Here is an 11,959-nt window from a genome sequence, read left to right as displayed (position 1 = left end):
ACGTATCACGCAGCAGCTCAGTGCTGCTCCAATAGACGATCAAGATCGGCCAGATCCTGGCGACTGAGCGTACCCACTGACTGCTTCAATACCAGTCGATTTATCAAATAGTCGTAACGAGACTGCAAAAAGTCGCGCCGTGCCGCGTAGTAGTTCTGATAGGCATCCAGAACCGCGACTGTTGACTCCAAGCCAGCCTGAAAGCCTCTCATCCGTGTGGCCAGCCTGACCTCTTGTGCTAGAACACCCTCACGCAAAGCGGCCAGCATTTCCGCACTGCTGGTGACTCCATTGAACGCGGAGCGAACCGTGCGCTCAGTACGACGATATTCTTGTTCTGCTTCATAGCCGGATTGCTCATAACGTGCCGTCGCCTCTCGTACCAGTGAGGAGGTACGTCCGCCGGTAAAGATCGGCACATTCACACGAACACCTATCTCATAGTTACTCACTGTTTGACGGCTGTCACTGTATAGCGTTTTGTCAGCATCCTGATAACCGGTCGATGCAAACAGATCCACGGTTGGCAGATGATCAGCGCGCTGGCGGCGGATCTGATCACCCGCGATCTGCTCGGCCATACGACGAGATTGCAACGACAGATTCTGGTCCAGAGCAGCACTGATCCATGGCTCAACCTGAGCCGGAAATGGTGGAGCAGCACGAAAATCTGCACTGAAACTATGAAGGCTGTCGACTTCGGCACCTATGATCTCTTTAACTGCCAGTTGAGCATCATCCAGACGATTCTGAGCTTCGATCATGCGCGCACGGGTCAACGCAGTCAGACTCTGAGCCTCATTCAAGTCACTGCGACTGGCAAGACCACTACGGAAACTGATTTCTGTCTGACGGAACTGAGTTGCTATCGCCTCATGCTCTGCCTTTGCCACTTCAAGACCATCTTGTGCCGACAATACATTCAAGTAGGCCTCGGCAATACGCATAATCAAAGCCTGCTCAGCTGCCAGCAAAGCCAACTCGGCCTGCTGTACAGCCTTCTCCGCCTGACTCAGACCGATCAGACTGGAAGGACGATAAATGGGCTGAGTCAGAGTCAGCGAAGCATTTTGTGCCGACAATGAAGTGCGTTCTTCCGGAATAGACCCTGAACTCAGTACATTCTGGTTCTGTGCCGAATACTGATAAGAAAAACTGACTTGCGGAAGATATTCTGAGCGAGCCTGCGGTATTAACTCTTGAGTCGCACGAAACTCTGCCCGGGCGGCCTGATAGGCCGGGTCTTGCGACATTGCCTGATCCAACGCCCCCATCAAAGAAAAGCGCTGCCCTGGTTCAAGAGCCATCAAGGCACTGCCATCCCGGTATTCAGCACCTGAGAGGGTGACTGAGCCAATTGTCAGGGAAGGCTGAACACTGAAATCAAAGCGTGGCAGATGACGTAAGGTATCGCGTTCAAAATAGGCAATACCCTGTAGATCATCCGGGTAGTCACCTTCCGAAAGTACCCGACTGGCTTCAGGCAAAGACACCAGCGTACCAAACTCGTAATTGTCACGATGTGCAACGGTCTGACGTGATAGCTGCTCTGCATAACCAGGATGCAGGGTGAGTTCAATTCGTGCGGATCCCAGGCGCGTTTCACCATAACGGATGCGCTGAACATAGTTGGCATCAGGAGCAAAATCAAAAACGGCTTGCTCCACAGCTTCAGGACTGACCCCCGGAAAGTCCACCATCAGGCGTCCGGGGGCTTCAAGAAAATAGCTGTTTACACGTGATTCACCCACACGTCCTATAATCAGGTTCAACCCTCGCCCAGCATCCTGAGTCAGTTCCAGACGATCAAGTTGATCCGTTGCCAGTAATGAACGCTCGGACACGACTCCATCCGGGACCAGCAACAGATGAATTCGGCTACGCTGTGTTTGAGGATCAATACTGGTATGAGCGTCCACGAGGTCCATGGGAACCTGAGTGCTAAACACCAGGCGAGAATGCCCGTTAGGGGTGCCCTGAACATCTGGCATTCCAAGCAATGCGGGCATTTGCAGGTTCGCCTGACGCAAGTAATGACGTGGATCAACTCCCGGCAATTCAATGATCAATTGATTCGGGTTCTGTTCAAAGCCAACCTCGGTAATCAGATCATGATGACCGGTAAATGTCAGCTCGATTAATCCGCCACGTGAATCAGCACGAATCGAATCCAGCAATGCAGCTGGTGCAATCCGATCATCACGATTGGCAAACACCATTTCCCAATTGACCAACCCCACAACTGACAGACTCAATGTTTCATCAATCAGGTAAACTGGGCGCGCCAGATCAATAATCAGATGAGAGCGTTCCCCCAGCGTCTGCAAACTGGCTGAATGATAGAGGCTATGCTGCTGAACCAGACGTTCTCCGGTTTGACGCCACTCCTGCAGGTCTGCACGTTCTGTCAACGCAATAAACAAACGCTGACCATTTTCCTGCAGGTAGGCACCAGCCATTTCACCCGCTCTAGCGCTGAGCATCAGTCGGTGGTAATCCTGCTGCACACTTGTCAACGAGTCGGTTGGGACAGGCTCTGCTGCTGACAGGCTGGCACCAAGCGCTATAGAGACAGCACCAACGAGCAACAATCTTGCCAGGCGGCATGCTCGGGCTTGAGGGTACGTTCCCTTCCCACACATCAACATTCAACAGACCCTCGACTACGCGGACAAATTTTTATCTCTTTATTATAGAGTTGGCCACACAGACAAGTCCTGAACAATAAATGAATCAGAAATGAACAATTAGAATAGCTGTTTGATTTATAAGCTCACAAAACTAAACAGGGAGCTTCAATGTAAAACAGGCCCCTGCTGCTTCCTTATTGCAGACAGAAACCTCTCCACCATGCAACCGGATAATCTGATCTACGAGGTAAAGACCTAACCCAAGTCCGGGATTCAACTCTGGATCACATCGGTAGTACTTACCAAAGATACGTGCCCGGTCACGCTCAGCAACACCCTGTCCCTGATCAGTCACACTGATACAGATATATCCTTGCACATCCAGATAAGCGCTCAGCAATATATCGCTCTGTTCAGGTGAAAATTTGACCGCATTATCAAGCAGATTATTAATACAGATACTGAGCAGTTCTCGATCAGCCTGAATACGACGAGATTCAGCTTGCACATGAAAATGTCGGCTACCACCGCTTAAAAGCTCTGCCTCGCCCGCCAATTCACGCAACAAAGTATCAATATTGAACCAGGCAGCATGTGCACGCCATGACGCATTTTCGATACGCTCCTGTTCCAGCGCTTTATTAAGCAAATCAGCCATACGCTGAACAGCTGCCCTCAGACGTATCACATGTTTCTGACGTATATCTGCGTCATTACTAATGTCCAGCTCAAGTAAATCGGCCAAAGACTGAATCACTGCCAAGGGTGTTCGAAATTCGTGCGTTACAATGCGAATAAACTGCTTTTGCGCAACCGTCACCTTCTGCTCATCTTCCAGCGCACGTGCAACGCAGGCCTGAGCAGCCTCCAGATCACGAGCCACCCGAGAACGTTCAGAAATTTCTCTTTCAAGTTTTATTTTGGCATCTTCAAGGAGCGTCTGGCGATGCGCCATCTCGGCTTCAATGCGCTTACGCTCAGTAATATCACGAGCAATCCCCATGTAGTAGGAAACCTCGCCCCGAGCATCCAGTACGGATGATTCATTGGCAATCATATCGCGAGCCATTCCTTTTGAATCAATCAAACGAAACGCGATACCTGACAAACGCTCGCCATTGAGGGTCCGCTGATGACATTCATACAGAAAAGGAAGATCATCTGCATGTACAAACTTTGCAAATGGCTGACCAACACCTTCTTCTATAGTGTAACCCGTAGTCTCCGCCCACTCCCCTGACAGATACTCAATTTTTGCATCTGCTGAAATGATATAAATAATATCGTTGGCATTTTCGACCAGACTCTGAAACAGATCCTCTTTTTCACGTAGCACCTGTTTTTGTGTAGAGACCAGATCCTGAATTTCACGGCGCTTTCTGGACAGAAACAGGGTATACGCCGCGAGCAGCATCAGTAGCAAGGTAACCACCAGCATAGCTCTGAACCAGGGCGGTACAACTTCGACAACTAACTCACTGCGCAACCAGCGATGACTCAATCGACTGATTAATTCGGGATCTATTGTGCTCATGGCACGGTTGATTTCATCCAGCAGTGCAGCGTTTTCAGTTCCGACACCTGGACGAAGATAGTGTGTGTAAAGCTGTAGCAACGGATGAAAATCAGAAGGATGACCATAGCGATCCAGTAAATACATGCTAACCGGGTAGTCAGCCACATACGCTGCGACCTCACCGGATAGTGCTGCCATCACCACTTCTTCATTGGATGGGTAGATTTCAATCGGCTGATCCGGATAGTGGCGCTGGACATACTCCATTTCATAGCTACCTTCCGTGACGCCTATTTTCACTGCCCGTAAATTTTCAAAGCCAGTCAGGTTTGAGCCACTTGGCACAAACAAATATGCACTCAGTGTTAAAATATTATCGCCAAATAGCAGAAATTCGGCACGATGATCTGAATAAAACAGCCCACCATGCACATCGGCACGCCCTTCTGCGACCGATTGAATTGATTCGGGCCAGTCAACCAGATGAAACTCAACTGGACGCCCCATTTCAGCGGCAATTTCCTGCCAGAGTTCAATCAGCAAACCATGCGGCTCATCTTCGTCACTTAAAAAAGAAAATGGGCGCCAGGCGCGATCCTGAGCGACAACCAGCGGCAACAGAGGGTCACGTTCCCATGCAGATGCCGCGCTCTCAGCCAATCCGGTACTGGGAGTCGAGACGCCGCACCAAGCCAAAACACAAAAAATGCAATAGCGCCATTTCTCAAAGCACTTCAAGCCGATACCCTACCCCGGAGAGGGTTTTAATCGGGGAATTCAATCCCTTTTGTGCAAATTTGCGGCGCAAACGGTATACCAGTGCAGTAATCGTTTCTGCACTGTAAATATCAGCTACTTTTTCCAGATGACTCAACAAGGTGTCACGAGGTACCACAGCACCATGTGCATTAACCAGCATCAGCAATAACTCATATTCACCACGAGTCAGTGATACCTGTTCCCCTTGCTGATAGCGAATGCTTCGCGTGTCCGCCATCAACTGCCAGCCATGAAAATCCGTTTGCATCACTGGTTGATTTTCAGCCTCCAGCGGCTGAGCAAAGGATTTCTGACGCTGTAATGCATTTCGTACTTTAAGTTCAAGTTCACGAGCACTGAAAGGTTTGGCAATAAAGTCATCAGCACCGAGCTCATACGCACGCAGACGACTGGCCTCATCTTGTCGTCCTGAAACCACATAAAGTAACACTTGCTGTTTTGCGCGTAATGACTGTAACAACTCAAGACCATCCGTATCAGGCAAGTTCAGGTCCAGCAGAATGATGTCAAAGACCTGCTGCTGAATATGCTGATAAAAAGCCGCTCCATCTTGCGCCTTTGTTATTTGATAACCCAGCATTTCAAAAAAATCAGTTACCACCTGACACAGGGATTCATCATCTTCAACCAGCAGGACTTTTGCACTCTCCATGCCTGATACAACCCTTCACATGAAATGTATTATATTTTTAGCGTCACGAACGCAAGCGAATGCCTTGATCATCCATCTGAATGACACCTTGCTTCAACAAGTTACCTATTGCCATTTTGAAGGCTTTTTTGCTCACACCAAATAAGGCCTTGATCTCTTCAGGAGAACTTTTGTCACTTAACGAACACTGTCCGTCACGACGTTTAAGGTATTCCAGTATCTGCAATGCCAGGGGTTCAACACGACCATACCCCGGAGGATCCAGCATCACATCAATTTTGCCATCCTCTTCACGCAGTTGCTTGATATACCCCGTCACACTCAATCCGGCTCGCACCGGCTTGAACAGATCCTGCTGATGCAGCAACCCGACATGCTGATGATTGATGATCACCAGATATCCCAGCTCTGTTCGACGCCAGATCAGCAACCCGACCTCTTCACCGGCACGATAGTGTGCGGGAGATTTGTTCAGATGACGTTCCAGTCGGGCAGATGCGGCCAGGCGGCCTGAATTATCCTGGTAAAGACAAACAATCACTTGCTGACCGGTTTCGACACGCTGAGGCTGTTCGGCAAACGGCAAGAATAGCTGTTTTGGCAGTCCCCAATCGAGAAAGGCACCCACTGAATTGGTGTCCGCGACCCGCAACTGGGCAAACTCACCACGCTGGATGCGTGTTTTTTTCAGGGTTGCTACAGGGAAGTCGTCACTATCGAGATAGACAAACGCGTCCAGCGCATCACCCGGCTGCAATTCCGGCGGCACCTCCGCCTTTGGCAACAGCACCGTGTCGGTTGCAGCAGATTCAAGGTAGGCTCCTTGTTCCACAATACGTTTTACAATCAGTTGATTAACTCGACCCAGCTCCACCGGTGCACCTCACGCCAGAAATTTCGTTATAGACTAGCACAGTTACCTTACCAAACAAGCAGCAACCTAGAGTCCGCTGAGCAGCGCCCGGCGACTTGCGACCTAGGTATAAAAAAGATTACTATTTGATTAACAATTCTTATACGCTGTCTTTCATGAATCCAGAAACTCATATCACTGAACGTCCTGCTACGCTTGAAGTCAAGGATCTGCATAAGCGCTACGGACAAATCGAAGTGCTTAAAGGCATCTCCCTCACGGCTCAGGATGGCGATGTCATTTCAATTATCGGCTCCAGTGGCTCGGGAAAATCGACTTTTCTGCGCTGCCTGAATCTGCTGGAACATCCTTCCCAGGGATCCATTTCCCTGCGCGGTGAAACGCTCGACCTGGTAGCGAATGCCCAAGGCGAGCTGGAAGCGCGTAAACGACGCCAGCTGGAAATGATGCGAGCTCGCATCGGTTTTGTCTTTCAAAATTTCAATCTATGGCCTCACATGACGGTCCTGGAAAACATCATGCTGGCGCCGGTCCTGGTAAAAGGCCGAAGCAAGCAAGCGTCACGTGAACGCGCACTGGCGCTACTGGAGAAGGTCGGTCTGGCTGACAAGGCCAAATCCTACCCTGGCAACCTGTCCGGTGGTCAACAGCAACGTATTGCCATCGCACGCACGCTCGCGATGGACCCTGAGGTGCTGCTGTTTGACGAACCTACCTCAGCACTTGATCCTGAGCTGGTAAATGAAGTGCTTGGTGTCATGCAGAGCCTGGCTGAAGAAGGTCGCACCATGCTGATTGTGACTCATGAAATGCGTTTTGCGCGCGATGTTTCCAGCCAGGTCATGTTTTTGCATCAGGGGCGTGTTGAAGAGTTCGGCCCGCCTGATGAAGTTTTCCGTCATCCAAAATCAGATCGATGTAGAGAATTTTTATCCAGTCATCTATAAAAGAAAGACAACTTAAGAGAACTGAAAGGAAGTTTAACTATGCAATGGTCGAAAAAACTTGTGTCATCTGCCGTATTGATGGCCTCTGCTGCAATGATTGCGCCGGCCGCCATGGCTGACACCATCCGTATTGCCACTGAGGGTGCCTACGCGCCTTTCAATTTTATCGACAGCTCTGGCCAGCCTGGCGGCTTCGATGTAGAAATTGCCAATGCTCTGTGTGAAAAAATGGAAGCCAATTGTGAAATCGTGACTCAGGACTGGGATGGTATCATTCCCGGACTGCGCGCACGTCGTTATGACGCAATTATTGCGTCTATGTCCATCACTGAAGAGCGTGAGCGTGTCGTCGCCTTCACCAATCCCTACTACTCAAACGTACTGGCATTTATCGGCCCCAAAGGCAGCGACATGGCTACCGATGCGGATAGCCTGGCAGGAAAAACCCTGGGCGCACAGCGTGCAACGATTGCAGGTCAGTATCTTGAAGACGAGTTAGGCAGTGTCGTGAATGTGCGCCTGTATGATACTCAGGATAATGCTTATCTGGATCTGGCTGCTGGCCGACTGGATGGTATGGTATCCGACAAGTTCCCGGCCTATGACTGGCTGCAGACAGATGCCGGTGGCAACTTTGAGTTCAAGGGCGACGATATCGATATCGATGACAAGATCGCGATTGCCGTACGCCTGAATGATACTGAGCTGAAAGAGCGCTTTAATGCGGCACTGGAAGCCATTGTCGAAGACGGCACCTATGCCGAAATCAACGCAAAATACTTCCCCTTCTCGATCTACTGATCGCTGAGCGGATTGAAGGGCCGGTATAGCAGTCAAGGCTGTCACCGGCCCTTTGTTTTTTAATTGGCTATGTGAGCATTTGCATGGATTTACACGGTTTTGGTCATCTGCTGCTGGCAGGTACCTGGATCACATTAAAACTGGCATTTACCAGCCTGTTTTTTGGTTTACTGCTCGGTCTGATTGGCGCCGCTGCCAAGCTTTCCCCTGTGCGTGCACTGCGCTGGATTGCGACTACCTATACCACCCTGATCCGGGGCGTTCCGGAACTACTGCTGGTACTGATCATCTACTTCGGCACCACCGAGCTGTTACTGCGCCTGTTTGACCAGTATATTGAAATCAGCGCATTTGCCGCCGGTGTCACAGCACTATCCATTGCTTTTGGTGCGTATGCAACTGAAGTCTTTCGCAGCGCCTTGCAGGAAATTCCCAAAGGTCAGCGCGAGTCCGCCATGGCCATGGGCATGAATCGCTGGCAGACCTTCACCCGCATTCTCATGCCGCAACTCTGGCGTATAGCCATCCCGGGTCTTGGCAATCTGTTCCTGGTGCTGCTGAAAGACACAGCTCTGGTCTCGGTCATCGGCCTGGACGACCTGATGCGCCAGGCGTATGTCGCAGCAGGCTTCACCAAACTGCCCTTTACTTTTTATCTTGCTGCAGCGTTTATCTACCTGCTCCTGACCATTATTTTCATGCAGGTTATACGTCTCCTGGAGATGCGCGCTAACCGCCCCTGGCAGGGAGCACGCTGATGAGTGAGCTGATTATCCAATTCTCGCAATGGCTACTGACCCTGACCCAGGGCGCTGAGCCCTGGGACTCCTATGCCCGTTACCTGCCTCGCCTCATGGATGGCGTCTGGGTCACATTACAGCTGGTGATCGTATCCGGAATTGCAGGGTTTATCATGGCCATTCCCCTGGCATTGATGCGAATAGCCAAGAGCCCATGGCTCTGGGTACTGCCCTACTGTTACATTTTCTTTTTCCGGGGCACTCCGCTCTTAGTTCAGATTTTCCTGGTTTACTACGGCCTGTCGCAATTTGAAAGTCTGCGCAATCTGGGCTGGATCTGGACCGATGTATTATCACAGCCTTACTGGTGCGCCATTATTGCATTCAGCCTGAACACCTCAGCCTATATTGCTGAATTGTTCAGGGGAGCTATCCAGGCCGTCCCCAAAGGCGAAGTTGAAGCAGCTCAATCGCTGGGCATGAGCAGACGCAAACAGTATCAGCATATTATCCTGCCGCGCGCATTTGGCATTATTCTGCCAGCCTATGGTAATGAGGTCATTCTGATGCTGAAAGGCAGTGCACTGGCATCAACCATCACTCTGCTTGACTTGATGGGTGCAACCCGTGGCGCCATCGCCCGCACTTACATGAGCCTGGAGTTTTTCCTGCTGGCAGGCGCGCTGTATCTGATGCTGACGGCCATTCTGATAGGTTTCTTCCGCTTGCTGGAGAACTGGTACAATGCCCATCAACACGCGACGCGGATGCCTGTAAACAAACTGGATGCGCAACTGCGCGACAAGCATATTGAAGACAACGCCCGCTAATCCAGCGGGCGCTGTAATATATCCTCTTCTGGCTTCAGCGCTTCCTTAAGCTGCAACACCCGATCAACACCTTTTTTACGCTGCGCATAAATCACTTCCAGATGCAACTGCAAGGCCTCACGCGCTTCATCATCCTTCTCATGCTCAAGACTGGCCTGCAACTCCCGTTCCTTTTCCTTGAGCGCTTTCAGGACCTTGCGGATTGAGCGTATTTCATGCAATTGGGTCTGCGTATCCGCATCCAGAAACAACCTGACCCGCTCCAGCAGCTTTTTTACGTTCATAACACCACTCCGATAGGTGTTTCAGGGCCTGGAGGTCTCATCAGCCACCGATTCCTTGTCCACCAACTGCGCGATTTCTTCATCATTCAATACCAGTTGCTGCTCTGCTGCACCGGCGACAGGTCGACCTATCAGAGTGGCGGCAGCATCCAACAGATTATTACCAATATCTGTCACATAGGCCTCATCATTCATAATAGAGGTGGCAATCGATGTCGCAATACGACGATGGCGTATCATCTCATCCAGTTCATCCATCAGCTTACGACTGGCTTTTTGCGATGACAAGCGCAAGGCATCCAGTGACAGGTTGGATACCTCATCAGGTTCATCTCGTAACAACTGACGCAGCTCGCGCAATAGCTTTGCCAGATGCAGGCGTATCTGATCGTAGCGCTCGCGTACTGCCAGGTTACTGGACAAACCATACTGTGAAAGATTGGTATGTAAATGCTTCATCCCTTTCACTGCTTCCACAATATCACGACTGGCCTGTCGCAACACATACAGCTCTTCAGTCGCCAAACGTGTTGACTCACGCAACTGAGCATCCGCTATAAAGGCTACAATTTCATTATGCAGGCTTTTTATTTTTTCTTCATAGGCGTCTTCGACGTCAATCGGAAAGATTCGTCGGGTATATTTAACCGCCTCACTGAGGGATTCCTGGGAGTCTATGGTATTGCGCTTGAGGCTCAAACCATGCGCCAGCAAACCATAGGCATTATCAAACAGGTGTCTGACCTCTTTTCGTACTGCATTCACGGCTGTCAAAGGAGTTTCCAACGCCTCAGGCATCAGATAAAGCGGCTGCTCGATACCCTTCGGTTTGAACTGAATATGGCGAATCAGCAAACCTTCCAGCCGTGAGACCCAAGGCGTCAATAGCACCACTCCCAATACGTTAAACAACGTATGGAACAGCGCCAGCTTCAACAGATAGTCATCTGCGCGAATACCCAACAGCGCCGCCAGATGGTCCACCAGCCAGGCCAACTGACTGATAAACACAATCGCAACACCGGCTGTAATAACGTTAAACAAAACATGAGAGGCCGCCAGGCGCTTGCCGCCCAGGTTGGCCGCGATACTGCCCAGCACAATGGTAACAGTACTGCCCAGATTGGCACCGATCGCCAATGCCAGCGCATTTTCATAACTGACCTGACCGGCTGACAAGGCAGTGATGATAATCAGTAGTGTGGCATGGCTGGATTGCATCACCACAGTCACCAGCATGCCCATCAGGGTAAAGACCAGCAATCCGGTCAGCCCGGTCATGCCATAGGCAGACAGATCAAAGCTTTGCTGAAAGGACTCAAACCCCTCTTTCATGTAGTGGATGCCAAGAAACAAGAAGGCGAAGCCCAGCATCAGATAACCCAGCCCGCGCAGCGTCTTGCCCTTCTGCATGACAAACACCATGCCAAACACCAGAACCGGCATGGCATAGGCTGCTATATCGACCTTCAAACCCAGTCCGGCAATCAGCCAGGCACCTGTCGTCGTCCCGATATTGGCGCCCATGATAATACCGATTCCGGCAGCCAGCGTGATCATTTCTGAACTGACAAAGGACACCGTGATCAACGAGACGAGTGAGCTGGACTGCATCAATGTCGTGCTGCTGATACCAAAAAGCAGACTTTTCCAGAGGCTATCAGTCGATTTCCTGAGGATGGTTTCCAGCGTGCCTCCGGTAAAGGCCTTAAAGCCATCCTCAAGGCACAGCATGCCAAACATGAACAGTGCAACGCCCGCAGCGATCTCCGTAAAGTCAGCACTGACCCAGAAGGCATAAACCAGCACTGAAACAACAGCAATCAAGGTGATTTTTTTTAGCATGGGCAGCGCTTCCTGCAATGGATTCTTATAGCTATCAGACTCTTACTATGATTGCGGCAC

General features: G+C 50.5%; 10 protein-coding genes. 4 read left to right on the top strand and 6 right to left on the bottom strand.

The window, feature by feature from the left end; genetic code table 11:
- Positions 1–17: 17 nt before the first annotated feature.
- The 4 genes from ADINL_RS12400 to ADINL_RS12385 form a co-directional block, all read right to left on the bottom strand.
- Positions 18–2,483: a TolC family outer membrane protein gene (locus tag ADINL_RS12400; protein ID WP_036548338.1), complete on the bottom strand. Its 2,466-nt coding sequence runs from the start codon at positions 2,481–2,483 to the stop codon at positions 18–20.
- 298 nt (positions 2,484–2,781) lie between these two features.
- Positions 2,782–4,884 (bottom strand): PAS domain S-box protein, encoded by a 2,103-nt coding sequence (locus ADINL_RS12395; protein WP_084154503.1) that lies wholly within the window; start codon positions 4,882–4,884, stop codon positions 2,782–2,784.
- Positions 4,871–5,578, bottom strand: a complete 708-nt coding sequence (locus tag ADINL_RS12390; protein ID WP_036548334.1) for a response regulator transcription factor — start codon at positions 5,576–5,578, stop codon at positions 4,871–4,873. Before ADINL_RS12390 ends, ADINL_RS12395 begins: the two co-directional genes overlap by 14 nt.
- Positions 5,579–5,621: 43 nt before the next feature.
- A complete protein-coding gene (locus ADINL_RS12385) occupies positions 5,622–6,452 on the bottom strand; it encodes a CvfB family protein (protein ID WP_036548332.1) in 831 nt (276 codons plus the stop codon).
- A gap of 155 nt (positions 6,453–6,607) precedes the next feature.
- On the opposite strand from ADINL_RS12385, the gene ADINL_RS12380 reads away from it, so the two are divergent.
- The 4 genes from ADINL_RS12380 to ADINL_RS12365 all read left to right on the top strand — a co-directional run bounded on the left by ADINL_RS12380 (position 6,608) and on the right by ADINL_RS12365 (position 9,770).
- Positions 6,608–7,399: an ABC transporter ATP-binding protein gene (locus ADINL_RS12380; protein WP_036548852.1), complete on the top strand. Its 792-nt coding sequence runs from the start codon at positions 6,608–6,610 to the stop codon at positions 7,397–7,399.
- Positions 7,400–7,438: 39 nt separating this feature from the next.
- Positions 7,439–8,200 carry an ABC transporter substrate-binding protein gene (locus ADINL_RS12375; protein WP_036548330.1) on the top strand — a complete coding sequence of 254 codons (762 nt, stop codon included), beginning with the start codon at positions 7,439–7,441 and terminating at the stop codon, positions 8,198–8,200.
- An 83-nt stretch (positions 8,201–8,283) separates the two neighbouring features.
- Positions 8,284–8,958: an ABC transporter permease gene (locus tag ADINL_RS12370; RefSeq protein WP_036548327.1), complete on the top strand. Its 675-nt coding sequence runs from the start codon at positions 8,284–8,286 to the stop codon at positions 8,956–8,958.
- The gene (locus ADINL_RS12365) at positions 8,958–9,770 is read left to right on the top strand and encodes an ABC transporter permease (RefSeq protein WP_338036395.1); all 813 of its coding nucleotides are present in this window, start codon (positions 8,958–8,960) and stop codon (positions 9,768–9,770) included. Before ADINL_RS12370 ends, ADINL_RS12365 begins: the two co-directional genes overlap by 1 nt.
- On the opposite strand, the gene ADINL_RS12360 is transcribed toward ADINL_RS12365, so the two are convergent.
- Together ADINL_RS12360 and ADINL_RS12355 are read right to left on the bottom strand one after the other, a co-directional pair.
- Positions 9,767–10,054 carry a hypothetical protein gene (locus tag ADINL_RS12360; RefSeq protein ID WP_036548324.1) on the bottom strand — a complete coding sequence of 96 codons (288 nt, stop codon included), beginning with the start codon at positions 10,052–10,054 and terminating at the stop codon, positions 9,767–9,769. The genes ADINL_RS12365 and ADINL_RS12360 overlap by 4 nt on opposite strands.
- Positions 10,055–10,075: 21 nt before the next feature.
- Entirely contained in the window at positions 10,076–11,899 is a 1,824-nt protein-coding gene (locus ADINL_RS12355; protein ID WP_036548321.1) for a Na/Pi cotransporter family protein, read from the bottom strand.
- Between the last annotated feature and the right edge of the window lie 60 nt (positions 11,900–11,959).

The sequence above is a fragment of the Nitrincola lacisaponensis genome (assembly GCF_000691225.1).
GTDB classification, from domain to species: Bacteria; Pseudomonadota; Gammaproteobacteria; order Pseudomonadales; family Balneatricaceae; genus Nitrincola; species Nitrincola lacisaponensis.
Note: the sequence above shows the minus strand (reverse complement) of the source record. Positions and strands in the feature narration are given on the sequence as shown.

Bases quoted from the DNA above. Each gene is read 5' to 3' on its own strand.
- ADINL_RS12355 (WP_036548321.1), bottom strand. From the start codon at position 11,899: ATGCTAAAAAAAATCACCTTGATTGCTGTTGTTTCAGTGCTGGTTTAT.
- ADINL_RS12375 (WP_036548330.1), top strand. From the start codon at position 7,439: ATGCAATGGTCGAAAAAACTTGTGTCATCTGCCGTATTGATGGCCTCT.
- ADINL_RS12370 (WP_036548327.1), top strand. From the start codon at position 8,284: ATGGATTTACACGGTTTTGGTCATCTGCTGCTGGCAGGTACCTGGATC.
- ADINL_RS12380 (WP_036548852.1), top strand. From the start codon at position 6,608: ATGAATCCAGAAACTCATATCACTGAACGTCCTGCTACGCTTGAAGTC.
- ADINL_RS12390 (WP_036548334.1), bottom strand. From the start codon at position 5,578: ATGGAGAGTGCAAAAGTCCTGCTGGTTGAAGATGATGAATCCCTGTGT.
- ADINL_RS12365 (WP_338036395.1), top strand. From the start codon at position 8,958: ATGAGTGAGCTGATTATCCAATTCTCGCAATGGCTACTGACCCTGACC.
- ADINL_RS12360 (WP_036548324.1), bottom strand. From the start codon at position 10,054: ATGAACGTAAAAAAGCTGCTGGAGCGGGTCAGGTTGTTTCTGGATGCG.
- ADINL_RS12400 (WP_036548338.1), bottom strand. From the start codon at position 2,483: ATGCTCAGCGCTAGAGCGGGTGAAATGGCTGGTGCCTACCTGCAGGAA.